Below are 25,909 nucleotides of genomic sequence, written 5' to 3'. Positions count from 1 at the left end.
AGCAACGATAGTCTGCTGCCTGTTTCGCCATAGCGTCATTGGAAGGGGTTTCCCAAGCGAAATCTGCCTCCGCTTCAACTTCTTCAAGCGATCCGCTTGAAATCCAGTCTGCAACGGCCATTCGAATGCTCACGGGGCAATCAGAAATTTCCCCATGCATTTCTTAGCGATAACATCGAGACATTAGCAAATATAGACTACAGGTCACATCAAAAGAGTATCTTCAGCTCGCTCAAGTTGCCGACGCCATGCCAGCGCAGGCGACGATCCAGACATGAGCGAAACGCATTGGGTTCAAGAGCTCCCGAGCCGCGGCCAGAAGGTTGTCCAGCGATACCATCTGCCTCTTCGGCGGCGCCCGCGTCGTCTGCAACCGGAGCGCCGTATGGCTGCGGTCATGCATGCTATCACATTTGCGTGGTTTCCAGGCCGTCTGCTCAGAGATTGCCATAGCGATGCGCCACCGGGACGAGGCGCGATGGCCCAAATAATCTGAGGGCAGACAGGTCGCGAGGGCTGCACTGCCTTAAGAGCTTTGGAAAAGTCGACCGTAGGTGCTCTTGCTTTCCTTGATCAACCTAGAGCTTGTTCGGTCAAGGCCAATGCGAGCTCCCGCCACCAAAATCAAGAAGGCATATCAGAACGATCAAGCCGCAGCTCAATATGCTCGCGGTCTTTCGCTTTTCAGATGACCTATACGGCAGACCCCATCCCTGCACTGACCGCAGCCTGCGCAGTGTGCCCCAGGCTCTCGTGCCGTGGGAGACTGGAGCGCACCGCTCGCCCTGTTCCACGATCAGACCGTGCGCATCAGCCGCAGGGCATCGTAGATTGCTGCATGGGTGTTGCGCGCGGCCACGGCGTCGCCGATGCGGAAGAGCTGATAGGCGCCGCTCTGATTTCGCGTGACCGTTTGCGGCTGGCCGGCGATCAGGGCTTCGTAATCGACTTCGCCCTGATTGCTCGCGTCTTCGCGCAGGTCGAAATAGATGTCGTCGAGCGGGCGGGTGCCGTGATTGACGACGACCTGATCGACCTGCCGCTCGCGGGTGAAAGCGCCATAATCGCTGCCGACGCGCGCGACCAAGCCGTTTCCGTCCTTCGCCACCCCCGTCAGTTTCCAAAGCACGGTGAAGGTCACGTCGCGGGCCTGCAATTCGCGCAAGGACGGGGTCAGCGACATCGCCATGACCTCGGAGGAGAAATTCCGGTCGCGCGTCATGATTTCGACCTTGGCGCCACTGGCGGCGAGGGTTTCGGCGGCCTGCAGGGCGGCGTAGTCGCCGGCGTCGTCATAGATCAGCACGTTGCTGCCGGGGCGGGCGTCACCCGAGAGGATGTCCCAGGACGAGACGACGAGATCGTCGCCTGCATCCAGCACCTCGGTATGCGGCAGCCCGCCGGTCGCGATCACGACGACATCGGGCTGTTCAGCGCGGATGGTGTCCGCGTCGGCATAGCTGTTGAACCGGAAACTCACACCGAGACGCTCGCACTCCGCGAACCGCCATTGGATCAGCTGGATCATCTCGTGGCGGCGCTTGGATTGCGCGGTCAGGCGCACTTGGCCGCCGGGATCGTTGGCGGCCTCATGCACGATGACCTCATGGCCGCGTTCCGCAGCCACCCGCGCGGCCTCGAGCCCCGCCGGACCGGCGCCGACGATGACCACGCGGCGCGGTGCATCGGCCTTGGCAATCTCATGGGGGACCTCCAACTCGCGCCCGGTCGAGGGGTTGTGCAGGCACAGCGCCATGCCGCCCTGATAGATCCGGTCGAGGCAGTAATTCGCGCCGACGCAGGGGCGGATGCGCTCTTCCTCGCCGCGCATGATCTTGGCGACGATATGCGGGTCGGCCATATGGGCGCGGGTCATGCCGACCATGTCGAGCTTGCCCTCCGCAATGGCATGGCGCGCGGTGGCGACATCTTGAATCTTGGCGGCGTGGAAGGTCGGGAACTTGGTGGCGGCGCGGATCTCTCCGGCGAAATCGAGATGCGGCGCGCTGCGCATGCCCTGCACCGGGATCACGTCGGTAAGGCCCGCATCGGTGTCGATATGGCCTTTCACCACGTTGAGGAAATCGACCATGCCGCTGTCTTTCAGCCGCCGCGAGATTTCCAGCCCCTCTTCGCGGGTGATGCCGCCGGGCAGGTCCTCGTCGCCGGTGTAGCGCACGCCCACGATGAACTCGTCGCCCACCCGCGCGCGGATCGCCTTGAGCGTGTCGAAGGTGAAGCGCAGACGGTTCTCCAGGCTGCCGCCATAAGGGCCGTCCAGATCGTTGGTCAGAGGCGACCAGAACTGATCCATCAGGTGGCCATAGGCTTGCAGCTCGATCCCGTCGAGCCCTGCCGCCTTCATGCGTTCGGCGGCATCGGCGTAGTCCTCGATGATGCGCGCGATGTCCCAATCCTCGGCCTTTTTCGGGAAGGCCTTGTGCGAGGCCTCGCGCTCATGGCTCGACGAGACGACCGGTAGCCAGTCGGCCTTGTCCCAGCGGGTGCGGCGCCCGAGATGGGTCAGCTGGATCATCACGGCGCAGTCGTGCTCGTGGCAGGCATCCGTCAGCTCTTTCATCCAGCCGACGACCTCGTCTTTCCACGCGAGGATGTTGTTGAAGACCGGTGGGCTGTCGCGGGCGACGGAGGCGGAGCCCGCGGTCATCGTCAGCGCCACACCCGCACGCGCCCGCTCGACATGATAGGCGCGGTAGCGATCCTTGGGCATCCCGTCCTCGGGGTAGGCTGGCTCGTGGCTCGTGATCATCAGGCGGTTCTTCAGCGTCAGATGCTTGAGCTGATAGGGCTGCAGAAGCGGATCACTGGACATGGGCGGACTCCTTGAGGTCGGGTCTTGAGGGTAGGGGGCGTCAGGCGTCGATCGAGACGTCGCCGATCGGGTTCGAGCAGCAGGCGAGAACGTAACCTTCTTCGATCTCGTCATCGGTGATGCCGCCGTTGTGGACCATGTGGACCTGACCGCCCTTGGTCTTGATCTTGCAGGTGCCGCAGACCCCGAAGGTGCAGCCCGATGGCAGCGGCACGCCCGCGGCCCTTGCGGCGGCGAGCAGGGTTTCAGTCTCCTTGATCTTCGCGGTCTTGCCGGATTTGGCGAAGGTGACCTCGACGGCGGCATCCTCGTCGGGGGTCACGTCGTCTTCGGGCTCGACCGGGCGATCGGAGATCGGGGCGTTGAAGCTCTCCTGATGGTAGTGGTCCATGTCGAAGCCGAGCCCGGTCAGCGCCTCGCGCACCGCGCGCATGAAAGGCTCGGGGCCGCAGCAGAACACCTCGCGCTCGAGATAGTCGGGGGCTGCGAGACCGAGGATGAGCTGGTTCAACTGCCCCTTGATCCCGGTCCAGGGCGCGTAGCGATCCTGCTCCTCGACCACCCAGGTCAGCGCGATCCCCGGCAGGCGCGAGGCCATATGCTCCAGCCGTTCGCGGAAGATGATCTCCGACGGACGACGCGCGCAATTGATGAAGACGATGTCCGGGTCGCTGCCCGCGTCATAGAGCTGCGTCGTCATCGACATCATCGGAGTGATGCCGGAGCCTGCCGAGATGAACAGGTATTTCGACGCCGGATGAACGACGTTCGAGAACATCCCCGCCGGTCCCAACGCCTTGATCCGCATGCCGGGGCGCAGATTGTCGAGCATCCAGCGCGTGCCGAGCGAGTCCGGTTGCGCCTTGACCGTGACGGTGAGCGAGGTGGGGCGCGACGGCGAGGAGGAGATCGTGAAGGTCCGGTGCAGCGGACCGCCCGCCACCGGCAATTCCAGCGTCACGAACTGCCCGGCATTGAAGTGGAACAGCGCCCCCGAGGGCGGGCGAAAGGTGAAGCTCGCCGTATTCGGGGCCTCGGGCAGGAAGTTGACGCATTCCAGCGGTTCGTTATCGGTCCAGAACTGAAGGAGCGGTTGAGCAGTTGCAGCCATGAGCCTACTCCGCCGCGACGCTGCGCGGGGCAATCGCGCGGGTCATGGTGTCGGCATACCAGTCGACGAACTGGATCACGCCCGACTCCCAGTCCGGGCTGTAGGGCCCCGGCGTATAGGCGGGAGAGTTGATGCCGCGCTGATTGTCCTCGACGATCTCGCGATCCTGATCGTTGGTGGCGATCCAGACCTCCGTCAGGCGCTGCAGATCGTAATCCACGCCTTCGACCGCATCGCGATCCACGATCCAGCAGGTCGTCACCTCGGTTTGCGTGGGGCTGATGGGCATGACCCGGAAGGTCAGTGTGATGTCGGGCAGGAAGTGGTTCCAGGTCGACGGGTAGTGGAATTTCAGCAGCGATCCCGCATCGGGCAGAGCGACGCGGCCGAGGGGACGCCGCACTGCCGCTTGACCGTCCATCGTGTAGCTGACGGCATTGTCCTGCAGCGGCATCCGCGCCAGACGGTATTGCCCCTGACCGCCGAGACGGAATTGCGCCGGCGCGCCGGATGCCTCGCAGCGGTCGAAATGCCCCTGAAGCCGGGCCGAGATCGAACCATCGGCGGAGACGCCCGCGACCTCCGGGTCGAGCGGGAAGGAGTTGCACAGCTCGGGGTGGTTGCTCGAGCAGTGATAGCACTCGCGGTTGTTTTCCCAGACCAGTTTCCAGTTGCCTTCCTCGATGATCGACGAGGTGAAGGCGACCTTGCCCCGGTGCAGGTCGTGGACCTCCAGATAGGGGCGCGCCATCGCGGCGAAGGCCTCGAAATCCGGGGCGTCATCGGCCAGACAGATATAGATCAGGCCGCAGAGATCGCGGGTCTGAACGGCATGGAGGCGATGCTCTTTCGGGTCGAACTCCGGCCCCATCTCGCGCGCCCAGAGCAGGCTGCCATCGAGATCGTAGGTCCATTGGTGATAGGGGCAGACGAGCTTGGCCACACGGCCCGCGGAGGCCTTGCACAGGATCGAGCCGCGGTGGCGGCAGGTGTTGTGAAAGCCCCGGATCTCGCCGTCGCTGCCTTTGACCAGAATGACGTCATAAGCCCCGATCTTCAGGCGCGCGTAGTCGCCGGTCTTGACCAGCTGACAGGCCGGGATCGCATAAAGCCACTCGCGGTAGTAGATATGCTCGAGATCCTCCTCGAAGATGCCCGGGTCGGTATAGAAGGCTCGGTCGAGCGAATATCCGGGTTTGCGATGTGCGAGCAGATCGGCAAGAGGAGGTGTCACGGGCGCGGCCTTTCCTATCCAAGCGTGATTTCACCTCATTTCAAATTTGCTTTTTCGTCCCTCTCAACGTCATAAATATTCATCCCGGGTGAGTTCAGTTCACCTAAGACATATTTCGACACGGAATGGTTCGAAACCGACATCATGCAGCGCCCCTATGATCTTCCCTCGCTTAGCTCACTGAATTGTTTCGAGGCTGCTGCCCGAAAATTAAGCTTCAAGGCGGCGGCGTCAGAGCTGAACGTGACCCCGACGGCCGTCAGCCACCAGATTCGGGCGCTCGAGACGGAGCTCGGTCAGCAGCTGTTTCGCCGCCAGCATCGCGGCGTCGAATTGACCGAGGCGGGGGCCTATCTGTTCAACGCCGTGCAGCGCAGCTTCGAGGCGATATCGGACGTGGTGAGGGATATGCGGGGGCCTGTCGCGGAGGACGACGTGATGGTGCTGGCCTCGACCGCGGTCAGCTCTTTGTGGCTCACTCCCAAACTGACGGAGTTCTGGCTGAACCATTCGGATATCAACGTCTCGCAGATCGTGAGCGACGCGGTGGATTTAGAGGCGACCGTCGATCTCAGCCTGCATTACGGCGAGTTTCCCGAGGGCGACGAAAGCTGCACGCAGCTTTTTCAGGACCGCATCTGCGCGGTGGGCTCGGAGGCTTTTGCTGCGCGCTATGCCATCACTTCTGCGCATGACTTGCACCGCGTGCCGCTGATCCACATCACGCGCGAGCGCCATCGCTGGACCGAATGGCCCGACTGGCTATCCGAGCTCGGCGCTCCGCAGCCGACCGGTAAACGGATCACCGTCAACAACTACATGATCGGGCTGCAGATGGCGAAGGAAGGCGTGGGCGCCCTGCTTGGCTGGGACGGGCTGGTCGGCCACCTGATCGACGCCGGAGAGCTCGTCGCGCTCGGGTCAGAAAGCGTGGTTTCGCCCCAGTGCTTCTACATCAAGGTTCACCGCCGCGCGTCTGCGAAAGCGAAGAAATTCCGCGACTGGCTGGTCGCGCAGAGCGTCACGAAGGCGGATGGCTGACTGGAGATTGTCGCGAGGGTTTGCTCGCGTCGAACGCATCGCACAGGCATTTGCCACGTCCCTAGGCGCTCAGGCGTGAAGGTTTAGGGCCGGGGGGGCACCGCCCGTGAGCGGTCGCGCCGACAAAGAAGGCTCAGAGGCCGCAATTCTCAGGTTTTGCTCTCATCCGGTTCCCCGGCGACTTCGGGATCGTTGTAGTCGTTGGGGTCGAAGTCGTCAGGGTCGAACGCGTCCTCTTCTTCCGCGATGCCGGTCACGTAGGAAGTTCCCGTTTCTTCATCGAAGATCAGACCGTAATTCGCCCGTCCCTCCGATCTGAACCGGAGAAACTCGTGAATGCCCGCGTAGAGTGCGACGAACAGGAAGGGCAAAAGTATCACTGCAGCAAGTATCTGAGCGCTGATGGCGGACCTCCTCCGGGCTGAACAGCAAAGGCGGATTGTCTGTGGCTGCAAGCCGGGTCAATGAAACAGCAGGCTAACATCATCTGGATGCAGGTTCGAGCACTCGGACGTTCAGTGTGACCTGCATCTGAGCAAAAAGATGGGTCAGCGGACCGTCGAGGTCAAGGCTGGGCGCGGGCAGGGCCTGCGCTTTCGCACCCCGCGTCGAGTGCCGGAGACCCCGCCGCCTCAGGCGTCTACGGGTTTCACCTTGGGCGGGATCGGGGCCTCGGACGGGTCGATCCCGTGTTTCAGCAGAGCCTTGTGCATGTAGCTGCCGCGCCGGGGGCGGTTGTTCTCTGCCTCTTCCAGACGGGGCTTCATCCGGCGTGCCCACATATGCACCGCATAGGTGTCGTCGGTCAGGAAATCCGTCTCCACGTCGAAGCGCGACATGATCATCTTGTTCCGGTTCTTGAAGGGGATCGGATAGAAGGCCTGTTGCGAGAGCGCATGGTCCCATTCGCCGGTCTCGCGCAGGAAGTGGCTCAACGCGGCAGGGCCGGTCAGCCCCCATTCCTGCTCGGAGAAATGCACCGGTTCGCCGCGGTCGCGGGCCGCGCGCAATTCCTCTTGCTGCTCTTCCTTCAGCCAGGGCCCGATCGCGTAGGGGTCGGCCACGAAATCCAGCAGCCCGCGCAGCGTCTGCGACTCCGCGGGCAAGCGCATCACCGCGTTGCAGATCAGGTGCGGCTTCTCCAGCCCGAAGACGTAATCGTCTTTGAAATCGAAGGGTTTCACGCAAAGAACATCGGCGTCGACCCAGATGTAATCGGTCTTTTCCATCAGATGCAGGCGCCACAGATCGGCATGGATCGCGGGGCTGCCGGTGCGCTTGTGGCGGATGATCTCGTCGCCCGGGAAGATCTCGCGCGCATCGCGCAGCGTTACACCGGGCGGGGCGTTCGGGATCAGGTTGTAGCAATAGAGCAGCGTGTCATGGCCTGCATCGACGAAGGATTTCAGGCTCAGCTGTTCGAGCCAGGACAGGCGGTCTCCGATCCACAGGGTCGCGATCGTCGGCAGTTGGGACAAGGGTAGGCTCCTGTTTGGAAAGGTCTTTCGCGGCGGTCAGGCTGCGTGGGGGCGGTATCCGGTATGTCCGGTGGAGACGTCGGGCGTCCAATGGGCGCGAGAATGCACGAAATCTCGTTCACAATATGACGGGGTCGATCCATTCCGCATCCTGCGGCTCAGGCCACATTCTGCGCTCCGCTTCCCTGTTGCCATAAATGTGCCCGATCTCTTTGGTTTTTCTTATCTCGCCTTCGCCGTGACGATAGCACCAAACCATCCGTATGTAATTGATCGGCGCAAGAAAAAATGTCAGACCTCAATCGATCCCGAGCAGGAAAAAGCGATCTCGATGGCCGATGATTTCGAAGACGACGCCGCAGGGGGCGAAACCGGGCTCGAGGAGAAGTTGCCCGATTGGTATCGCGAGATTTTTCCCGCCGGTCCCCGCGACGGCTTCTATGAAAAGCTCGGGGCTCATGCGCTGATCCATGTTGCGCGCGACCCGGCCACGCTGGTCGTGACGTTCGATAACCTCTCGGATGCGGGCTATCCCGGCTATGATATCCGGCCCTGGGCCGAGAAATTCATCCGCGACAATGGCTGGAGCCATCTTGGCGTGGTCGCGCAGGGCCCGACTTGGTTTCGCGACGCGCGGCTGATCGCCCGGATGGAGGCTTTGCGCGATCAGGGCTTTTTTGAAGGATACGCGCGGGTCGTGATGACGGGCACCTCGATGGGCGGCTTCGGCGCGCTGGCCTTCGCCGATCTGGCGCCGGGCTGCGAGGTGGTGGCCTTCAGCCCGCAGACGACGCTCGCGCGCGATCTGGTCCCGTGGGAGCGGCGCTTCGCGCGGGGGCGCGATCAGGACTGGTCGCTGCCGCGCTCGGATGCGGCTGAACATAGCGGTGCTGCGGCCAAGGTTTGGGTGATCTGCGATCCCTTCCTGCAAGAGGATATGCGACAGGTCGGGCGTCTGCCGCGCGATAACGTCACGCTGCTCAAGGCATTCGGGCAGGGACACAAGACGGCGCTCGTGCTGCGCCGGATGGAGCTTCTGAAGGCGGTCATTGCGCGCGCAGTCACGGGCGAGCTGAGCGAGGCCTGGTATTATCAGTCGACCCGAGGCCGCAAGGACATCTACCTTTACCGCAAGGTGATGGAGGACCATCTCGCCAGCCGCGGCAAGGAACATCGCATCCCGCGTCTGGTCGCGGCCTTTAAGGCGCGCAGGCAAGCGCAAAGACAGGCGCGCGCCGCGGCGACCTCGCCCGGATCATAACGCCTTGTGAGGTGTAATGCGCCGGGCAGGGCGGCTTGCCCGCGCCTCAGCCGGACGTCGCCTCGCGCAACCGGGCGGCCTCATGCATCATCGCGGTCAGTCGGGCGACTTCGGGGCGCTCGGTCATCTCGTGCTTCATCGTCAGCCCAACCGCGCCCGACATGAACTGCGCGCCCAGCGGCAGGCTCACCAGAAGCCCCGAGGCCAGTTCGCGCGCGACCACGCCGCGCGAGATGAACCACAGCATATCCGACCCCTCCAGAAGCCCGAGCCCGGTCGCGAGCGAGACGGTCTCGATCGGGCAGCGCGGCTCGGTGATGCCTTGTGCGCCCAGATAATCGTCGACGATGCGCCGGATGATCGCGCCGCGCGTCGGCAGGATCACGTCGCATTGGCGCAGCGCCTCGGGGGCGGGGCTGTTTGCAAAAGGATGGCCCGCGCGCGCCGCGAGGATGACCTCTTCCTCATAGAGGAAATCGAAGCGCAGCCCCGGCATGTCGCCGGCCGCCGGCATCCGCCCGATCATCAGGTCCAGCGCGCCCGAGCGGATCCGGTCGAGCAGATACAGGTTCGGCCCGGTGCTGATCGAGAGCCGCGTGCCCGGATGGGCGCGGCTGAAGTCGAGCGCGACGCCCGGAAAGATCGAGCCCGCTACGGTGGGTAGCGCGCCCACATTGATCACGTCGCCGATCCCGTCGCCGCTCAGCGCGGCCGCCCCGGCTTCCAGTTCCTGCAACGCCTGAATCGCATGGCGGCGAAACGCCTCGCCCGCAGGCGTTACGGTCAGGCGCCGTCCGCGCCGCTCCAGAAGCGCGCCGCCCAGCATCGCCTCCATCTCGGAGAGGGTTTTCGACAAGGCAGGCTGTGAAATCCCCTGTTTACGTGCCGCGGCCGAAACCCCGCCTACCTCGATCGTGTCGAGAAAGGCGCGGATGTGCCGCAGTTTGAGACCTTTATGCATAGCCATGGGGTTATGGATTAACGTGCATTTTATATTTGGCTCAAGCGAAAACTTCAGAAAAGATTATGGCGGGAGGAAGAGGATGCACGCACTTATTTGCGACTGGGGCCATATCCATTACCGCGAAGACGGTGTGGCACAGGGCGTTCCGGTTATATGTCTGAACTCGCTGGGCACTGATCTGCGGATGTGGGATGGGCTTGTCGCCCCGCTTTCCGGCTTTCGTCTGGTGCGCATGGACAAGCGCGGTCACGGGCTGAGCGCGACCTCTGACGCCGCCCCCACGATCACCGATCTGGCGCGCGATGCGCTGGCGGTGGCCGATCATCTGGGCATCGAGCGGGCGGTTTTCGTCGGTTGTTCGATCGGCGGCATGATCGCGCAGGAAATCGCGCGGATCGCCCCTGAACGCGTGCGTGCGCTGGTTCTCAGCAACACGGCGGCCAAGATCGGCACCGAGGAAAGCTGGGCCGAGCGGATCGCCACGGTGGAAAGTCAGGGCCTGCCCGCGATGGCGCAAGGCGTGATCGAGCGTTGGTTCGGCCCCACCTTCCGCGCCCATCCCGATTGCGCGCTCTGGGTGACGGAGGTCGCGCGCACCGACGCCAAGGGCTATGCGAATTGCTGCGCGGCGCTCGCCGGGGCCGATCTGCGCGACGCTCTACCTGAGATTTCCGCACCGACCCTCGTGATCGCGGGCAGCCATGACGGCGCGACGCCGCCCGAGCAGGTCATGGAGATGGCCGCCGCCATTCCGGGCGCGCGGGCCGAATTGATTAAAGGCGCGGGGCATATTCCCGCAATCGAGGCGCCCGAGCAGGTGGCGCGCCTCATCACTGAATTTCTGAAGGAGCATGAGCGTGTCTGAGCGATATGAAGCAGGGATGGAAACGCGCCGCCGCGTCTTGGGCGACGCCCATGTCGACCGCGCCGATGCGAGCAAGACCGAGTTCGACGCGCCGTTTCAGGAATTCATCACCGAGGGCGCCTGGGGCTCGGTCTGGTCGCGGCCCGACCTGACGCCGCGCGAACGTTCCATCGTGACGATCGCGCTTCTGGCGGCGCAGGGCAATCACGAGGAGATCGCGATGCATACCCGCGCCACCGCCAACACGGGCGCCACGCCGGAAGACCTGCGCGAAGCGATGCTGCATGTCGCGGTCTATGCGGGCGTACCGCGCGCCAATCACGCGATCAAGATCATCAAGGAAACGCTGAAGGAGATGGGCCAATGACCGGTCGTTTGATCCCCCGCGAGGCCGGTATCCATCCGCCTCTCTTCACGCCGACCTACAAGACCTCGGTGCTGCGCAGCCCAGAGCGCGCGCTGATCGCCTTCGACAGCTCGCCCAGCGAGGAGACCGGCCCGACCTTCGGACATGTGAAGCTCGGCGCGCTCGATAACGACCTGCTGCTGAACTATGCCCGCCCCGGCACCAGCGCCATCGGCGAGCGGATCATCGTGCACGGTCGGCTTCTGGACGAGAACAACCGTCCGATCCCGAACGCGCTGATCGAGATCTGGCAAGCCAATGCGGGCGGGCGTTACCGCCACAAGAAAGACGGCTATCTGGCGGCGCTCGATCCCGATTTCGGCGGTTGCGGGCGCACGATCACCGGCGCGGACGGCTCCTATGCGTTCCGCACCGTGAAGCCCGGCGCCTATCCGTGGCCCAACGGCCCGAACGAATGGCGTCCCGCGCATATCCACTTCTCGATCTTCGGGCACAGCTTCGGCCAGCGCCTGATCTCCCAGATGTATTTCGAGGGCGATCCGCTGATCGCGCGCTGCCCGATCGCACAGACGATCCCCGACAAGGCCGCACTCGACCGGCTCGTGGCGGCGCTCGACATGAGCGAGACGAAACCGATGGACGCGATTGCCTACCGCTTCGACATCGTGCTGCGCGGCCACCGCCAGACCCATTTCGAAAACCGTCCGGAGGGCATGTAATGGTGCAGAAATTCGACAAGCCGATCCTGACGCCCTCGCAAACGGCAGGGCCTTACGTCCATATCGGGCTCGCCCCCGAGGCCTGCGGCATCGAGGATGTGCCCTTCGAGACGCTGGGCCGCGAGATCGCCGGGCCGGAGGCGAAGGGCGACCGGATCAAGATCACCTGCCGCGTCGTCGACGGGGGCGATCTGCCGCTGCGCGACTGTCTGGTCGAGACCTGGCAGGCTGACGCCGCCGGGATCTATCCGGGGCAGGAGGGGGCCGACCCGGCTGTCTCCGGTTTCGGCCGTATGCCCGCCGATTTCACCACCGGCGAGATCACCTTCGAGACGATCAAGCCCGGCGCGATTGCGCTTTCGGGCGACCGCAAGACGCCGCCGCATATCTCCTTCTGGATCTTCGCGCGCGGGATCAATCACGGGCTGCACACCCGGATGTATTTCCCCGAGGACGATCTGTCGGGCGACCCGCTTCTGGCGCGGATCGAGCATCGCGACCGGATCGCCACGATGGTCGCTGAAGCGACCGGCCCGGGCGAATACCGCTTCGAAATCCGTCTGCAAGGTGCAGGCGAAACAGTCTTCTTCGATATCTGAGTCATGACCCAGGACCCTTGCATCATCTGTGTCGCGATCACCGGCTCCGTGCCGCAGCAATCCGACAACCCCGCTGTGCCGATCACGATCTCCGAGCAGATCGAGTCGACGCAGGCCGCGTTCGAGGTGGGCGCGACCATCGCGCATTGCCACGTGCGCAATGAGGACGGCTCGCCCAGTTCCGACTCTGACCGCTTCGCGCGGCTGATGGAGGGGCTGCATCAACATTGCCCCGGCATGATCGTGCAGCTCTCCACCGGTGGGCGCTCCGGCGCAGGCAAGACGCGCGGCGGGATGCTGCCCTTGCGGCCTGACATGGCCTCGCTCTCGGTCGGGTCGAACAACTTCCCGACGCGGGTCTATGAGAACCCGCCGGATCTGGTCGATTGGCTGGCTTCCGAGATGAAGACCTACGACGTGCGCCCCGAGATCGAGTGTTTCGACCTCAGCCACATTTTTCAGGCCGCGAAACTGGTCGGCGACGGGCGGCTGCCCGCGAATGTCCATGTGCAATTCGTGATGGGCGTGAAGAACGCGATGCCGGTCGACCGTGCGGCGTTCGATTTCATGCGCGAGACCCGTGCGCGGGTGCTGCCCGAGGCGACATGGTGCGCGGCGGGCGTCGGGCCGGGGCAGGCGATCGTCAACCAATGGTGCATCGAGACCGGCGGGCATTGCCGCACCGGTCTGGAGGACAATATCCGGCTGGACCGCGACACGCTCGCGCCCTCGAATGCGGCGCTGGTCCAGCGCACGGTCGATCTTTGTGAGAAGGCGGGCCGTCCGGTTGCCACATGGCAGCAGGCGCGCGAGATCCTCGCGCTGCCGATGAAGGGGGCCGCATGAGCCTCTCTCCTCTCGACAGCCCGCTCTGGTCCGGTCTCTACGGCGATCCGGAACTGGGTGCGATGCTTGGCGATGCCGCATTGCTGGCTGCAATGGTGCGTGTCGAGGTTGCGCTGGCCGAGGCCTGCGCTGCCGAAGGCGTCGTGCCGGAGAGCGCCGCGACCGAGATCGCGGACAAGTTGACCGGCTACCAGCCCGATCCCGCAGCGCTGGCCGCAGGGGCTGCGCGCGACGGCGTGCCGGTTCCCGCGCTGCTGGGCGATCTGCGCGCCAAGCTGTCGGAAGAGGCGGGGCAGGCGCTGCATTGGGGGGCGACCTCGCAGGATATCATCGACAGCGCGACGGCGCTTGTGATGATGCAGGCGCTTGCCGTGATCGCGGCGCGGCTGCGGCGCGTGATCCGCACCACCGGCGCGCTGGCCGGGCGCGAGGCGGAGACGGTGATGGCCGGGCGCACCCGCAGCCAGATCGGCCTGCCGGTGACTTTCGGCGCGCTGGTTGCGTCCTGGGGCCAGCCTCTGATTGATACGACGGCGCGGATGGCAGTGATGCAAGGCGCGGGGCGGGTCTCGCTGCATGGCGCGGTCGGTACCGATGCGGCGCTGGGCGACAAGGCGCAGGCTGTGCGCAACCGCGTGGCTGCGGCGCTGGGCTTGCAGGCCGAGGATCAGCCGTGGCACAGCCGCCGTGACGCGATGGCCGCGACCGGCGCGCAAGCGGTTCTGCTGACCGGTTCGCTGGGCAAGATCGGCACGGATGTGGTGACGCTCGCGCAGTCGGGGATCAACGAGGTGCGGATCGCGGGTGGGGGCTCGTCCACCATGCCGCACAAATCGAACCCCGTGGCCGCCGAGGCGCTGGTGGCGCTGGCGCGGCACGCCGCGCATCTGCAGGTAAGCCTGTTCGAATCCGCGCTGCACGGTCAGTTCCGCGACGGGGCCGCCTGGGCGCTGGAATGGATGAGCCTGCGCCCGATCCTCGTGGCCTGTGGCGCGTCGCTGTGCCTCGCCGGAGAGATGCTGCAAGGGCTCGAGGCCGACGGCCCCCGGATGCGCGCCAATCTCGACGCGGCGGGCTTCGGCCCTTACGCCGAGCGCGCGATCTTCACGCTGGCCAAGACGCTGCCGCGCAACGCGGCGAAGACAGCGGTGCAAGAGGCGATGGCGACACCCGATCCGGTGGCGGCACTGCTGGCCGCCCATCCCGAACTCGACGGGGACACCCTGACCGATCCGCTTCTCGCGGCAGGGCAGGCCCCGGCGCAGGCGCGCGCTTTTGCGCAGCGCTGCAATGACCTTTGCGGAGGAAACGCATGAAGACCCAAGTCGCTATCATCGGTGGGGGCCCGGCCGGGCTGCTGCTGTCGCAATTGCTCGACCTGCATGGGATCGAGAGCGTCGTGCTGGAACGGCGCTCGCGCGACTATGTTCTGTCGCGGATCCGGGCCGGGGTGCTCGAACAGGGCACCGTCGATCTGCTGCGCGCCGCAGACGTGGGCGCGCGGATGGACCGTCAGGGCGAAATCCATGACGGGGTCGAGATTTCTTGGCATGACGAGCGGCTCAATATCGACATCAAGAGCCTGACGGGCCGCGGCGTGATGGTCTATGGCCAGACCGAGGTGACGCAGGACCTGTATGCCGCCCGCGATGCGCGCGGCGGCACGGTGTTGCACGAGGCCGAGGTGACCGCGATCGAGGGGGTCGAGGGCGACGGCGTCACCGTGCATTTCACCCATGAGGGCGAGGCCAAGACCCTGACCGCCGATTTCGTCGCGGGCTGCGACGGCTTCCACGGGCCCTCGCGCAAAGCGATCCCGGAAAGCCATCGTCAGGAATTCGAGCGCGCCTATCCGTTCGGCTGGCTCGGCCTTCTGTCCGAGACACCGCCCGCTGCGCCCGAGCTGATCTACGCGGCCCATGATCGGGGCTTTGCGCTGTGTTCGATGCGCTCGCCCACACTGAGCCGCTATTACGTTCAGGTGCCGCTGAGCGAGAAGCTGGAAGACTGGCCCGCCGAGCGGTTCTGGGACGAGCTGCGCACCCGCATCCCGGCCGATGTGGCCGAGACGCTGGTCACCGGCGAGCCGCTGGAAATGTCGATCGCGCCGCTGCGCAGCTTCGTCTCCGAGCCGATGCGCCACGGGCGTCTGTTTCTTGCAGGCGACAGCGCCCATATCGTGCCGCCGACCGGCGCGAAGGGCCTGAACCTCGCGGCGTCCGACGTCTACTATTTGCACCGCGCCTTCGATCGGTTCTACAACCACGGCACGTCCGAAGGGCTCGACGCCTATTCCGAGACGGCGCTGTCGCGGGTCTGGAAATGCGAGCGCTTCTCGTGGTGGATGACCTCGATGCTGCACGATTTCCCGGAAACGGGGGCGTTCGAGCGCCGGATGCAGCGCGCGGAGTTCGAGTATCTCCAGATGTCGGAGACCGCACGCAAGAGCTTTGCCGAAAACTACGTGGGCCTGCCTTACTGACAGGCCGAACCGCCCCCGCGCGAGGGGCATAAAGGGAGGAAATAACGATGAAATTTACGAAACTTCTGGGGCTGAGCGCCGCGGCGATGCTTTGGGCAAGCGGGAGCTTCGCACAGGAGATCACCCTCAAGTTGCACCATTTCCTTGGCGCCAAAGCGCCGGTGCAGACGCAGATGCTGGAGCCCTGGGCGAAGCGCGTCGAAGAGCTGTCGAACGGCAAGGTCAAGATCGATATCTACCCCGCGATGACGCTGGGTGGTCGCCCGCCGGAACTCGTGCAGCAGGCACGCGACGGCGTGGTCGATCTGATCTGGACGCTCAACGGCTACACGCCCGGTCTCTTCCCGCGCACCGAGGTGTTCGAACTGCCGACCGTCTTCAACAACGACCCGGCTGCGACCAACCTCGCGATGCGCGACATGTTCGATAAGGAGCTGAAGCAGGAATACGAGGACAAGGGCCTCGAAGTGATGTTCCTGCATGCCCATGCGGGCAACGGCATCCACACCGTGGATACCCCGGTTCACAGCCCCGCCGACGTGAAGGGCATGAAACTGCGCACGCCGTCGCGCACGGGGGCCTGGGTGATCGAGGCGCTGAACGCGCAGCCGGTCGCGATGCCGGTGCCGGAACTGCCGCAGGCGCTGTCGAAGAAGGTCGTGGACGGCGCGCTGATCCCGTGGGAAATCATCCCCGCGCTGAAGCTGCAGCAGCAGACTCAGTACCAGATTGAAGGTCAGGACCATTGGCGTCTGGGCACCTCGATCTTCCAGGTGTCGATGAACAAGGCGAAATGGGACAGCCTGCCTGACGACGTCAAGGCGGCGTTCCGCAAGGCCTCCGACGAGGCGTGGCTGAAGCAGGTCGGTGATATCTGGCGCACCAGCGACAATAACGGGATCAAGGCTGCCGAAGCGGATGGCAACGAGCTGATCACGCTCTCGGCCGATGAGACCCAAGCCTTCAAGGATGCGATGCAGCCGGTCGTCACCCGTTGGGAAGACGAGGTGAAAGGCCAAGGCATCGACGGTCCGGCGCTGGTGAAAGAAGCCCGCGAGCTGACCGCTGAAGAAGAAAAGAACCTGGCGAGCCAGTAACCAACGGAGCGGCGACGATCATGCATTCTGCAACCGAGACTTTCTTGCGCAAGGCGATCTATGCCTGGGCCCTCGCCGGAGGCGGGGTGCTTGCAGCGATCGTCGCCGTAAACGTCTGGACCGTGGTGGGCGGCTTTATCGGGCTGCCCTTCGCGGGAGACTTCGAGCTGACGGAGATGGGGGTCGCCATCGCGGCCTTCATGTTCCTGCCTTATTGCCAACTCGCCGATCAGAACGTGACGGCGGATATCTTCACCTCGAAACTGAGCGCCGCCGTGCAGCGCCGCTTCTCTGCCATCGGCTCGGTGCTGGCGCTGGGCTTCGCGGCGCTTCTGCTGTGGCGGATGTATTTCGGGATGCTCGACCAGAAATCCTATTCGCTCGCCACCACGATCCTGCAGATCCCGGTCTGGTGGGCCTACCTTCCCGCGCTTGCTTCGCTGGCGCTACTTTTCATCGCCGCAGCGCTGAGCCTGCGGGACAACTGGACGGGGCGTGCCTGATGGACCCGATTACTCTCGGCCTGCTGGGCCTCGCCATTCTCGTGGGGCTCATCGTGATGCGTGTGCCCATCGCCTATGCGATGATCGTCGTGGGCGCTGGCGGCACCGCGATCATCAACGGCCCGGCGATCTTGCTGAGCCAGCTCAAGACGCTCGCTTACGGCCAGTTCTCGATCTATGACCTCTCGGTCGTGCCGATGTTCGTCCTGATGGGGGCGCTGGCCACCAAAACGGGCCTGTCGCGCGATATGTTCCGCGCCGCGAACGCGTGGTTCGGGTGGATGCGCGGCGGCACCGCGATGGCTTCGATCGCCGCCTGTGCGGGCTTCGGCGCGGTCTGCGGCTCTTCGCTCGCCACCGCCTCGACGATGGGCAAGGTCGCCCTGCCGGAGCTGGAGCGCTACAACTACTCGCCCGCACTTGCGACCGGTTCGGTCGCGGCAGGCGGTGTGCTGGGCATCCTGATCCCGCCCTCGGTGATCCTCGTGATCTACGCGGTGATCGTGGAGGCCAATATCGTCACCATGTTCATGGCCGCGCTGATCCCCGGTCTGATCGCCGTCGTGCTGTTCCTGATGACCATCGCGATCTATGTCCGCCTCGTACCGAGCGCGGGCCCCGCGCAGGGCGTGTCGGACAAGGCGGAGTTCTGGGCGGCCACGCGCGGCGTGCTGCCGGTGCTGGGCATCTTCGGCGTCGTGATCGGCGGCATCTATGCGGGCTTCTACAACCCGACGCCCGCCGCCGCGATCGGTGTCTTCGCGGTCTTCGTCTACGGGCTTTTCCGCGGGCTGATGTCGCGCGAGGCGATGCGCTCGTCGATCCTCGAGACGGCGGGCACCACGGGCATGATCTACCTGATCCTGCTGGGGGCCGAGCTTCTGAAGATCTTCATGTCGCGGGCAGGGGTGCCGCAGGCGGCTGCCGATATGGCGGTGAATTCCGGCCTGCCGCCGATGATGGTGATGGCGATCCTGCTGATCGCGCTGATCGTGCTGGGCTGTCTGATGGACTCGATGTCGATGATCCTGCTGGTGCTGCCTTTCTTCTGGCCGGTGCTGGTCGAGATCAATGGCGGGCTCTATCAGATGGCGGACGGCTCAGGCTTCGGCCTCTCGACCGACGAGCTGAAAGTCTGGTTCGGCATTCTCGCGCTTGTCGTGGTGGAGTTAGGGCTGATCACGCCACCGGTGGGGATGAATGTCTTCGTGATCTCGGCGCTGGCGAAGAACGTGCCGATGGGCACCACTTTCCGCGGTGTCTTCCCGTTCTTCCTGTCCGAGCTGGTGCGCGTCGCGCTCCTGCTGGGCTTCCCGGCGCTGACGCTGTGGCTGCCACGGGTGTTGGGCGGCTGAGCCGCCCGAGATGAACGGATAAAATAGAACGGGGGGCGAGTTCGCCCCCCGTTTCGCATTCAGCCCGCGCGCATCGGGGCGAGGGCCTTGTGTTCGACCCCGATCCGCACCCAGAGCATCGCCGCGTTGAGAACGGTGAACAACACCGCGACCCAGAACAGCCCCAGCACCATCGGGGCCACGAAGATCTCGGCCACGACCAGCATGTAATTGGGATGCGAGACGTATTTGAACGGGCCGCGCGCGACCAGTGGCTCGTCGAGGATGATGATCCGCGTCGTCCAACGTCCGCCGAGGCTGGTGAGGATCCAGACGCGCAGAACCTGCAGGACCGCGAAGATCGCGAGCCAACCGAGATGGACCGACTGGCCGAGCCCGAAGACGATCAGGCAAAGAACCCAGGCGCTGTGCATCGCAACCATCACGGGGTAATGCGACGCGCCAACTTCATAGGCCCCGCGCGCCAGAAGCCGGGCGGTGTTGCGCTTGGCGATGACAAGTTCGCTGAGCCGCTGCACGACGATGAAAGCCAGGAACAGGAGGCTCGGGAGGACCATCAGGCGGCCTCCCGCTCGCTTTGGGACGGGCCGACATGGAAGGGCAGGAAGGAGGCGGTAAAGCCCGGCCCCAGCGCGCAGCCCATCATCTGCCCGGTCTTGCCCGCGTCCAACACCGCGCGCATCACGAACAGCATCGTCGGCGCCGACATGTTACCAGCCTCGCGCAGCACCGCGCGTTCGGCATCCAGGACGCCCTGTTCCAGATGCAGCGCGCCTTCGATCGCCTCCACGACCTTCGCGCCGCCGGGGTGGCAGACGTAGCGGTCGATATCGTCGTGGTCGAGGTTCGCGGCCCTGAGCGCGCCATCGGCTGCCTCCGCGAACTCAGACGTGACGAAGCCCGGGATCGAGCGGTCGAAGATCACACCGAAGCCGATCTCGTCGACATCCCAGCCCATGATGTCGAGCGTGTTGGGCCATGTCTTCTGGTGCCCCTGACCGAGCGAGATCACCTGACCCGCGCCGGGCGTGTCGGTGCTGATACAGGCCGCAGCCGCGCCGTCCGCAAACAGCACGGCCGCCACGATATCGGCCTTCTGCATCCGGTCTGCGCGGAAGGACAGCGAGCAGGTCTCGACCACGACGAGCAGCACCTTTGCGCCGGGCCGCCCCGCCGCGATGGATTGCGCCGTCGACAGTCCCGAGACGCCGCCCGCGCAGCCCAGACCGAAAATCGGCACCCGCATGATGTCGTCGCGAAAGCTCATCTCGCCCAGCACCTGCGCCTCGAGCGAGGGCGTCGCGAGCCCGGTCGAGCAGACCGTGACCACGCAATCGACCTCCGAGCCCTGCCAGCCTGCGGTGTCGAGGGCCGCCTGCGCCGCGTCGATGAATAGCGCCTTCGCGCCTTCCATGAAAGCCGCGTTGCGATCAGCCCAGCCGTGCTCTTCCGAGAACCAATCGATCGGCACGACCGAATAGCGCCGATCGATCCCGGCCGTGTCGAAGGTCTTCGAGAGCCGCTCGAATTGCGGGTAGGTCTCGCCAAATATGATTTCGGCGCGCTTACGCACCTCGGACTGCGCGAGACAATGCGGCGGCAGCGCAGTCGAGAGGCCGTGGAGATAAACTGACATGGCAATTCCTTTCCGCTGAAGGCTGATGCTGGTCAGTCCTTGAGGAAACTTTTGAAAAACTCGGGGGCGCGTTTGGATTGCCCTGTAAGTCAACGGACTGGATCGGCCTTTGGTTCAGCCGCAAGGAAAGGGAACTGACGCCGGGCGGCGAAGCCGAGTCGTTTAACAATGGCGCGTAACAACTTGTGAATAAGGTATTTTTTCCGATAGGGACGCGCGGCGGTTTTGTCTTCAACACCAAGCTGTGATCGCGTTGGCGCGAAGCTTTCCCGGGCCGGACGCTAGCGGACTACCGGTGCAGCGAAAGAGGACGACAAACGCACGGTCCCCCGCTGTGTCAAAGTCGTCCTTTAATAATCTGATTTCACGAACTTTTCCAGAAATTCCCGGGCCTCACCACGGGCCGTTCATAGCCACTTTGCCGCGGCGCGGCACACGGCGACTTGAGGCCGAATTCGTGTTTCGAAACCGGTTTCGGCTTTACGAAATCGGTTTCGTTAACCTAGTCTCTCGCCATGGAGGAGATTCGCGACACAGACAAGAAACCGTCCGAACCGGCGCCGCGCCGGGTGCGGATTTCTGATCTTGCGCAGGCGCTGGGCCTGACCAAGAGCACCGTGTCGCGGGCGCTCAACAATTATTCCGACATCTCTCCCGAGACCCGCGAGCGCGTGGCGCGCGTCGCCGCCGAGATGGGCTATGCGCCGATGCCCTATGCGCAGGCCGTGCGCACGGGGCGGGTGCGGGCACTGGGTCTGGTGCTCGAGCTCGACGCGCCGGACCGCTACGGGCCGTTCCTCACGGATTTCCTTGGCGGGATCACGCAGGAAGCCTCGCTCGAAGGCTGGACCCTGACGATCGCCTCGTCGAATTCGCGCGAGGAGATGGAGGACACGGTCACGCGGCTCTTGCAGGAGCACAAGGTCGACGGCTTCATCTTGCCGCGAACGCAGGTCGTGGACCCGCGGGTGAGCTTCCTGCAGGCGAAACACGTGCCCTTCGTGCTGTTCGGCCGCACCGGTCACGGTCAGCCCGATCCGGGTCTGTCGTGGTACGACGTGGATGGCGAGGGCGCGATGCGTGCCGCGGTCGCGCGGCTGGCGGGTTTCGGTCATCGCCGCATCGCCTTTGCCGGCTCGCATGCGAGCTACAATTTCGCGCTGCTGCGCCGCGACGGCTACCGCGCGGGGCTGGAAGAGGCCGGACTGCCCTTCGATCCTGCGCTCGAGCTGATGGAAATCTCCGACCGTTCGGAAGGGGCGCAGGCCGCGCGCCAACTGCTCGATCTGCCCGATCCGCCGACCGCGATCGTCTATTCCACCGACGCGACCGCGCTCGGGGCCTATGACGTGGCGCGCGAGCGGGGGCTGACGATCGGGCGCGAACTGTCGATCATCTCCTATGACGGTATTCCCGAGGGCCGGATGGTCGATCCGCCCCTCACGACATTCGCAGTCGACAGCCAGCACGCGGGCGCGCGTCTCGCGTCACTGTTGATCGCGCAGCTCCGCGGTGCGCCGCCCGGAGAGCTGACGGAATTGGTGGCGGCGCAACTGGAACCGGGAGGCTCCGACGGGCCGCCCGTCGACCCATAAGAGAAACGCAATCTACCGGGAGGAAAGTAAATGAATCTAATTCGAGGACATAAAACGGCGATGCTGATGGGCTCGACCGTTCTGGCGCTGATGGCGGGTGCTGTCGCGGTGCAGGCGCAGACGATCAAGTTCTGGACCACCGAGGAACAGCCCGAGCGTCTGGCCAAGCAGCAGCAAATGGCCGACGACTTCAAGGCAAAGACCGGCATCAGCGTCGACGTGATCCCGGTGACGGAAAGCGACCTGAACCAGCGCGCCACTGCGGCTTTCGCGGCGGGTGATCTGCCCGACGTGATCTACACGCCGCTGCAAAACGTGCTGCCCTGGACCGATGCGGGCATCGTCGATACGCTGGCAAGCACCGATGTGGTCGACAAGCTCGATCCGGCGACCTTCGCGCCCGGTGCGCTGAAAATGGTCGAGACGGATGGCGATTACGCCGCCGTGCCGGTCGACGGCTGGACCCAGATGATCCTTTACCGCAAGGACCTGTTCGACAAGGCGGGTCTCGCGCCGCCGACTGATTTCAAGTCGATCGAAGCCGCGCTCGACAAGCTCAACAATCCGCCGAGCATGTACGGTTTCGTAGCCGCGACCAAGGTCGACGAGAACTACATGAGCCAGATCCTCGAGCAGATCTTCCTCGCCAACGGCGTCTCGCCGGTGGGGCCGGAGGGCTTCAAGCCTCTCGACGAGAAGAAGACGGTCGAGGTGCTGAACTTCTACAAGAAGCTGGCCGACGCCTCGCCGCCCGGCGAGAACTACTGGAAGCAGTCGCGCGAGCTGTATTTCGCGGGCAAGGCGGCGATGATCATGTGGTCGCCCTTCATCCTCGACGAGCTGGCCGGTCTGCGTGACAGCGCCCCGCCGATGATCAACGACGATCCGACCTCGACCGAGCTGTCCAAGGATACCGGCGTCGTGACCAACCTCGCGGGCCCGTCGAACCCCGACGGTGCGAGCTGGGCGGACCTGCGTTACTTCACCATCACCGCCGATGCCGACACCGAAGCGGCCGAGCAATTCGTCGATTACTCGATGAATGACGGCTACGAGCAGACGCTGTCGATCGCGCCGGAGGGCAAGTTCCCGACCCGTCGCGGCACCGATGCGGATCCGGAGAAGTTCACCAAGCTCTGGGCGACCCTGCCCGTGGGCGTGGATCGCAAGGCGCCGCTCAAGGATCTCTACGCGCCGGCCGTGGTCGACGAGATCACCAAGGGTCTCGACACCGCGCAGCGCTGGGGCGTGAAGGATGGGCAGCTCGCGCTGGCCTCGAAGATGCTCAACAGCCAGGTCATCAACCGGGTTGTGCGCGACTTCATCGACGGCAACATCTCGGCCGAGGATGCGGTCGCGAAGATGAACGACGAGCTGGGCAAGATCAACTGATCTGACCTTTGGCCGGGGCAGGGCGGTTGCGCCTTGCCCCGGGACCAAAGCCCGCTCTGACTGCATGGATTGGAGACTGTCATGACTGACATATCGCCGCCCAAGGGGCGCGGCGCGCTTGCTCGTCGCGAGGCGCGCCTAGCCTGGGGCCTGCTGTTCCCGACCATCGCGATCGTGGCGCTTGTCGTGATCGTGCCGCTGCTGGCGATCTTCTGGATCTCCTTCAAGCCGGTGACGCTGGGCGATCTGCGTCCCGCCGAGATCCGCACGCGGGTGGCGCTGCGCGACCGCGGCGATCAGGCGCTTCTGGAACTGCGCGTCATCAACCCCTCGCGCGAGCAGGAGATGCGCAATGCGGCGCTGAACGTGACCCTGCCCGAGGGCGTTGCGCTGACCGGCGATCTGCCTCAGGGCTGCGCGATGGACGGGCAGGACCTGTCTTGCGATTTCGGCACGCTTGAGGCCGGCGCGAACGAACGCTTCCGCGTCGATGCGCAGGTGAACGGGGACACCCGCGAGGCAGAGCGCGCGATGCGTGACGCCAAGGTTACGGCAACCGGTCACGTCTCGAACGTCCTGACGAATTCCACCTTCACGCTCGACAACTTCCGCCAGCTCTTCTCGGGCAGCGAGTTCTGGAGCGTGCTGGGTATCACGCTGTTCTACACGGTCTTCGGCACGCTGGGCGCGCTGGTCGTGGGGCTGTTCGCGGCGCTGCTGCTCAACAAAAGTTTCCGCGGGCAGGGTATCCTGCGCGGGCTTTACCTCTTTCCCTATGTGGCCCCGGTGATCGCGGTGGCCTTCACATGGATCACGCTGTTCGATCCCTATTCGGGCTCCGCCAACGCGCTTCTGGTGCAGATGGGCGTGAGCGAAGGCGCGATCAACTTCTTCGGGGCCAAACCGCTCGCACTGATCATGGTGACGGTGTTCGAGATCTGGCGCTATTTCCCGCTCTCGTTCCTCTTCATCCTCGCGCGGATGCAGAGCATCGACACGGATATGTATGAGGCGGCGGATATGGACGGGGCCTCGCCGTTCCAGAAATTCTGGTATCTCTCGATGCCGCAGCTGCTTGGGATACTCTCGGTCCTGTTCCTGCTGCGCTTCATCTGGACCTTCAACAAGTTCGACGACATCTTCCTGCTCACCGGCGGTAATGCCGGCACGCGGGTCCTGACGGTCAATGTCTACGAACAGGCTTTCGCGGTGTCGAATATCGGTGCGGGTGCCGCGGTCGCCGTGGTGATCTTCGCCTGCCTTCTGGTCTTCTCGGGGCTGTTCTTCCGCACCATGAGTCGGGAGGAAGGGCTATGAAAATCCTGCATAAAGGCTATCTCACCGGGCCGATCATCGGGGCGCTCTGGGCGCTGGTCATGTCGGTCACGCTTGGGGTCGCGATCTCCTTTGCCACCGGCGCTGCGGCCAAGCCCGCTCTGATCGGGTCGCTGATCCTCGGGCTCGCAACCGGGTTTGCCCGCGTGCGCATCACCAATCGCTGGGCCGCGGATGCGGTGGCGGTGATCGTGGCGCTGGCGCTGATGGCGGTGGGCCTCGGCGCGCTACAATTCGACGACAGCTTCAACTTTGTCTGGCGCGTCGCACTCAGCGTGGTGCTGGCGGGAGCGGTTTCGATCCCGCTCAACTCGATCCTGCGCGAGCTGCGGTTCGGTGCGCTCACGCGCCACCAGTTCGAGGATGCGGTGATCCGCTTCCTCACCGGCTTCGGCTACATCTTCTTCACCGCAATCGTGGTCATCCCGTTCTACGTGATGGTCATGACCTCGATGAAGTCGCAGCAGCAGCTGATGCTCAACCCGCTCGATTTCTCGATCGACCTGAGCCGGGGCTGGCACCTGTTCGACAGCTATTACGAGTTGATGACCCAGTTCCATTTCGGGCGCTACCTCTGGACGAGTTTCTATGTCTCGGTGCTGACCGTGCTGCTGACGCTGCTGTTCTCGGTGCCCGGCGCCTATGCGGTGGCGCGGCTGCGCTTCCGCGGGCAGAAAGTGTTCTCGCGCGGCATCCTGCTGATCTACATGGTGCCGATGATCGTGCTCGCGCTGCCGATCTACATCGCCTACTCGATGGTCGGTCTGCGCAACTCGATCCTCGGGATCGTCATGATCTACCCGGTCACCACGATCCCGGTCGCGCTGTACATGCTGCAGGGCTATTTCCGCGGCCTACCTGTGGAGGTCGAGGAGGCGGGCCTAATGGACGGGCTCTCGCGGCTCAAGGTGATCTGGAAGATCACGCTGCCGTTGGCGCTGCCCGCGATGGCTTCGGTCGGGCTCTATGTCTTCATGATCGCATGGAACGAGTTCCTGCTCGCCTTCATGCTGCTCGACGATCCCAGCAAATTCACCCTCACGCGGGGCATCGCCTCGCTCAACTCCTCCGAGATCCCGCGCCAGCACCTGATGGCGGGCGCCGTCATCGCGACGGTGCCGATCATGGCGCTGTTCCTCGGGCTCGAACGTTTCATGACCCGCGGCCTGACGGCCGGCGCGGTGAAAGGATAAGAT

General features: G+C 64.4%; 24 protein-coding genes. 16 read left to right on the top strand and 8 right to left on the bottom strand.

Annotation, left to right across the window (positions count from 1 at the left end; genetic code table 11):
* Nucleotides 1-796 precede the first annotated feature (796 nt).
* Genes AKL02_RS12315 through AKL02_RS12305 form a run of 3 tightly spaced genes read right to left on the bottom strand, consistent with a single transcriptional unit; the run spans nt 797 to nt 5,178 of the window.
* Entirely contained in the window at nt 797-2,833 is a 2,037-nt protein-coding gene (locus AKL02_RS12315; protein WP_083077531.1) for an NADH:flavin oxidoreductase, read from the bottom strand.
* 40 nt (nt 2,834-2,873) lie between these two features.
* The gene (locus tag AKL02_RS12310; protein ID WP_083077529.1) at nt 2,874-3,944 is read right to left on the bottom strand and encodes an FAD-binding oxidoreductase; all 1,071 of its coding nucleotides are present in this window, start codon (nt 3,942-3,944) and stop codon (nt 2,874-2,876) included.
* A 4-nt stretch (nt 3,945-3,948) separates the two neighbouring features.
* A complete protein-coding gene (locus AKL02_RS12305; RefSeq protein WP_083077527.1) occupies nt 3,949-5,178 on the bottom strand; it encodes an aromatic ring-hydroxylating oxygenase subunit alpha in 1,230 nt (409 codons plus the stop codon).
* Between the two features lie 144 nt (nt 5,179-5,322).
* Here AKL02_RS12305 and AKL02_RS12300 point away from each other — a divergent pair, with 144 nt between their 5' ends.
* The gene (locus AKL02_RS12300; protein WP_083077525.1) at nt 5,323-6,219 is read left to right on the top strand and encodes a LysR family transcriptional regulator; all 897 of its coding nucleotides are present in this window, start codon (nt 5,323-5,325) and stop codon (nt 6,217-6,219) included.
* A gap of 149 nt (nt 6,220-6,368) precedes the next feature.
* Here the strand turns inward: AKL02_RS12300 and AKL02_RS12295 are convergent, their stop codons facing one another.
* The gene (locus AKL02_RS12295) at nt 6,369-6,599 is read right to left on the bottom strand and encodes a hypothetical protein (protein WP_332836450.1); all 231 of its coding nucleotides are present in this window, start codon (nt 6,597-6,599) and stop codon (nt 6,369-6,371) included.
* A gap of 252 nt (nt 6,600-6,851) precedes the next feature.
* Nucleotides 6,852-7,697: a hypothetical protein gene (locus tag AKL02_RS12290; protein WP_083077522.1), complete on the bottom strand. Its 846-nt coding sequence runs from the start codon at nt 7,695-7,697 to the stop codon at nt 6,852-6,854.
* 331 nt (nt 7,698-8,028) lie between these two features.
* On the opposite strand from AKL02_RS12290, the gene AKL02_RS12285 reads away from it, so the two are divergent.
* Nucleotides 8,029-8,958: an alpha/beta hydrolase gene (locus tag AKL02_RS12285; protein ID WP_083077519.1), complete on the top strand. Its 930-nt coding sequence runs from the start codon at nt 8,029-8,031 to the stop codon at nt 8,956-8,958.
* Between the two features lie 46 nt (nt 8,959-9,004).
* Here AKL02_RS12285 and AKL02_RS12280 read toward each other — a convergent pair whose 3' ends face one another.
* Entirely contained in the window at nt 9,005-9,925 is a 921-nt protein-coding gene (locus AKL02_RS12280) for a LysR substrate-binding domain-containing protein (protein WP_083077516.1), read from the bottom strand.
* A 76-nt stretch (nt 9,926-10,001) separates the two neighbouring features.
* On the opposite strand from AKL02_RS12280, the gene pcaD reads away from it, so the two are divergent.
* The 10 genes from pcaD to AKL02_RS12230 are packed head-to-tail and all read left to right on the top strand — an operon-like array spanning nt 10,002 to nt 18,755.
* Nucleotides 10,002-10,787 carry a 3-oxoadipate enol-lactonase gene (gene pcaD, locus AKL02_RS12275; RefSeq protein WP_083077513.1) on the top strand — a complete coding sequence of 262 codons (786 nt, stop codon included), beginning with the start codon at nt 10,002-10,004 and terminating at the stop codon, nt 10,785-10,787.
* A complete protein-coding gene (pcaC, locus tag AKL02_RS12270) occupies nt 10,774-11,154 on the top strand; it encodes a 4-carboxymuconolactone decarboxylase (protein WP_078521008.1) in 381 nt (126 codons plus the stop codon). The genes pcaD and pcaC overlap by 14 nt, the downstream gene beginning before the upstream one ends.
* A complete protein-coding gene (gene pcaH, locus AKL02_RS12265; protein ID WP_083077511.1) occupies nt 11,151-11,873 on the top strand; it encodes a protocatechuate 3,4-dioxygenase subunit beta in 723 nt (240 codons plus the stop codon). The genes pcaC and pcaH overlap by 4 nt, the downstream gene beginning before the upstream one ends.
* A complete protein-coding gene (gene pcaG / locus AKL02_RS12260; protein ID WP_108722350.1) occupies nt 11,873-12,472 on the top strand; it encodes a protocatechuate 3,4-dioxygenase subunit alpha in 600 nt (199 codons plus the stop codon). Before pcaH ends, pcaG begins: the two co-directional genes overlap by 1 nt.
* A 3-nt stretch (nt 12,473-12,475) precedes the next feature.
* Nucleotides 12,476-13,318, top strand: coding sequence for a 3-oxoadipate:acetyl-CoA acetyltransferase (locus AKL02_RS12255; protein ID WP_083077508.1), 843 nt, complete (start codon nt 12,476-12,478; stop codon nt 13,316-13,318).
* Nucleotides 13,315-14,634 (top strand): lyase family protein, encoded by a 1,320-nt coding sequence (locus AKL02_RS12250; protein ID WP_165756959.1) that lies wholly within the window; start codon nt 13,315-13,317, stop codon nt 14,632-14,634. Before AKL02_RS12255 ends, AKL02_RS12250 begins: the two co-directional genes overlap by 4 nt.
* Nucleotides 14,631-15,800 (top strand): 4-hydroxybenzoate 3-monooxygenase, encoded by a 1,170-nt coding sequence (pobA, locus tag AKL02_RS12245; RefSeq protein ID WP_083077502.1) that lies wholly within the window; start codon nt 14,631-14,633, stop codon nt 15,798-15,800. Before AKL02_RS12250 ends, pobA begins: the two co-directional genes overlap by 4 nt.
* 47 nt (nt 15,801-15,847) lie before the next feature.
* On the top strand, nt 15,848-16,897 hold the full coding sequence (locus AKL02_RS12240) for a TRAP transporter substrate-binding protein (RefSeq protein WP_083077499.1): 1,050 nt from the start codon (nt 15,848-15,850) through the stop codon (nt 16,895-16,897).
* 20 nt (nt 16,898-16,917) lie between these two features.
* Nucleotides 16,918-17,400, top strand: a complete 483-nt coding sequence (locus AKL02_RS12235) for a TRAP transporter small permease (RefSeq protein WP_078521002.1) — start codon at nt 16,918-16,920, stop codon at nt 17,398-17,400.
* Entirely contained in the window at nt 17,400-18,755 is a 1,356-nt protein-coding gene (locus AKL02_RS12230) for a TRAP transporter large permease (protein ID WP_078521001.1), read from the top strand. The genes AKL02_RS12235 and AKL02_RS12230 overlap by 1 nt, the downstream gene beginning before the upstream one ends.
* Before the next feature lie 59 nt (nt 18,756-18,814).
* Here the strand turns inward: AKL02_RS12230 and AKL02_RS12225 are convergent, their stop codons facing one another.
* Together AKL02_RS12225 and AKL02_RS12220 are read right to left on the bottom strand one after the other, a co-directional pair.
* Nucleotides 18,815-19,312: an isoprenylcysteine carboxyl methyltransferase family protein gene (locus AKL02_RS12225; protein ID WP_083077496.1), complete on the bottom strand. Its 498-nt coding sequence runs from the start codon at nt 19,310-19,312 to the stop codon at nt 18,815-18,817.
* Complete coding sequence (locus AKL02_RS12220) at nt 19,312-20,391, bottom strand: type III polyketide synthase (RefSeq protein ID WP_083077494.1); 1,080 nt, start codon at nt 20,389-20,391, stop codon at nt 19,312-19,314. The genes AKL02_RS12225 and AKL02_RS12220 overlap by 1 nt, the downstream gene beginning before the upstream one ends.
* Before the next feature lie 515 nt (nt 20,392-20,906).
* On the opposite strand from AKL02_RS12220, the gene AKL02_RS12215 reads away from it, so the two are divergent.
* The 4 genes from AKL02_RS12215 (at nt 20,907) to AKL02_RS12200 (ending at nt 25,906) form a co-directional block, all read left to right on the top strand.
* Nucleotides 20,907-21,986 carry a LacI family DNA-binding transcriptional regulator gene (locus AKL02_RS12215; protein ID WP_083077492.1) on the top strand — a complete coding sequence of 360 codons (1,080 nt, stop codon included), beginning with the start codon at nt 20,907-20,909 and terminating at the stop codon, nt 21,984-21,986.
* Nucleotides 21,987-22,016: 30 nt separating this feature from the next.
* Nucleotides 22,017-23,378 carry an ABC transporter substrate-binding protein gene (locus tag AKL02_RS12210; protein ID WP_083077489.1) on the top strand — a complete coding sequence of 454 codons (1,362 nt, stop codon included), beginning with the start codon at nt 22,017-22,019 and terminating at the stop codon, nt 23,376-23,378.
* 81 nt (nt 23,379-23,459) lie between these two features.
* Nucleotides 23,460-24,695 (top strand): carbohydrate ABC transporter permease, encoded by a 1,236-nt coding sequence (locus AKL02_RS12205; RefSeq protein ID WP_083077487.1) that lies wholly within the window; start codon nt 23,460-23,462, stop codon nt 24,693-24,695.
* Complete coding sequence (locus tag AKL02_RS12200; RefSeq protein ID WP_083077475.1) at nt 24,692-25,906, top strand: carbohydrate ABC transporter permease; 1,215 nt, start codon at nt 24,692-24,694, stop codon at nt 25,904-25,906. The genes AKL02_RS12205 and AKL02_RS12200 overlap by 4 nt, the downstream gene beginning before the upstream one ends.
* Nucleotides 25,907-25,909 lie beyond the last annotated feature (3 nt).

It is taken from the genome of Thioclava electrotropha, from assembly GCF_002085925.2.
Taxonomy (GTDB): domain Bacteria; phylum Pseudomonadota; class Alphaproteobacteria; order Rhodobacterales; family Rhodobacteraceae; genus Thioclava; species Thioclava electrotropha.
The sequence above is the reverse complement of the archived record's forward strand: the minus strand, read 5'-3'. Positions and strand labels throughout refer to the sequence as shown.

Coding starts and splice junctions, on each gene's coding strand:
- AKL02_RS12280 (WP_083077516.1), bottom strand. CDS start 9,925: ATGGCTATGCATAAAGGTCTCAAACTGCGGCACATCCGCGCCTTTCTC.
- AKL02_RS12255 (WP_083077508.1), top strand. CDS start 12,476: ATGACCCAGGACCCTTGCATCATCTGTGTCGCGATCACCGGCTCCGTG.
- AKL02_RS12215 (WP_083077492.1), top strand. CDS start 20,907: ATGGAGGAGATTCGCGACACAGACAAGAAACCGTCCGAACCGGCGCCG.
- AKL02_RS12230 (WP_078521001.1), top strand. CDS start 17,400: ATGGACCCGATTACTCTCGGCCTGCTGGGCCTCGCCATTCTCGTGGGG.
- AKL02_RS12315 (WP_083077531.1), bottom strand. CDS start 2,833: ATGTCCAGTGATCCGCTTCTGCAGCCCTATCAGCTCAAGCATCTGACG.
- AKL02_RS12220 (WP_083077494.1), bottom strand. CDS start 20,391: ATGTCAGTTTATCTCCACGGCCTCTCGACTGCGCTGCCGCCGCATTGT.
- pcaC (WP_078521008.1), top strand. CDS start 10,774: ATGAGCGTGTCTGAGCGATATGAAGCAGGGATGGAAACGCGCCGCCGC.
- AKL02_RS12205 (WP_083077487.1), top strand. CDS start 23,460: ATGACTGACATATCGCCGCCCAAGGGGCGCGGCGCGCTTGCTCGTCGC.
- AKL02_RS12250 (WP_165756959.1), top strand. CDS start 13,315: ATGAGCCTCTCTCCTCTCGACAGCCCGCTCTGGTCCGGTCTCTACGGC.
- pcaG (WP_108722350.1), top strand. CDS start 11,873: ATGGTGCAGAAATTCGACAAGCCGATCCTGACGCCCTCGCAAACGGCA.
- AKL02_RS12285 (WP_083077519.1), top strand. CDS start 8,029: ATGGCCGATGATTTCGAAGACGACGCCGCAGGGGGCGAAACCGGGCTC.
- pcaH (WP_083077511.1), top strand. CDS start 11,151: ATGACCGGTCGTTTGATCCCCCGCGAGGCCGGTATCCATCCGCCTCTC.
- AKL02_RS12300 (WP_083077525.1), top strand. CDS start 5,323: ATGCAGCGCCCCTATGATCTTCCCTCGCTTAGCTCACTGAATTGTTTC.
- AKL02_RS12310 (WP_083077529.1), bottom strand. CDS start 3,944: ATGGCTGCAACTGCTCAACCGCTCCTTCAGTTCTGGACCGATAACGAA.
- AKL02_RS12240 (WP_083077499.1), top strand. CDS start 15,848: ATGAAATTTACGAAACTTCTGGGGCTGAGCGCCGCGGCGATGCTTTGG.
- pobA (WP_083077502.1), top strand. CDS start 14,631: ATGAAGACCCAAGTCGCTATCATCGGTGGGGGCCCGGCCGGGCTGCTG.
- AKL02_RS12200 (WP_083077475.1), top strand. CDS start 24,692: ATGAAAATCCTGCATAAAGGCTATCTCACCGGGCCGATCATCGGGGCG.
- AKL02_RS12235 (WP_078521002.1), top strand. CDS start 16,918: ATGCATTCTGCAACCGAGACTTTCTTGCGCAAGGCGATCTATGCCTGG.
- AKL02_RS12210 (WP_083077489.1), top strand. CDS start 22,017: ATGAATCTAATTCGAGGACATAAAACGGCGATGCTGATGGGCTCGACC.
- pcaD (WP_083077513.1), top strand. CDS start 10,002: ATGCACGCACTTATTTGCGACTGGGGCCATATCCATTACCGCGAAGAC.
- AKL02_RS12225 (WP_083077496.1), bottom strand. CDS start 19,312: ATGGTCCTCCCGAGCCTCCTGTTCCTGGCTTTCATCGTCGTGCAGCGG.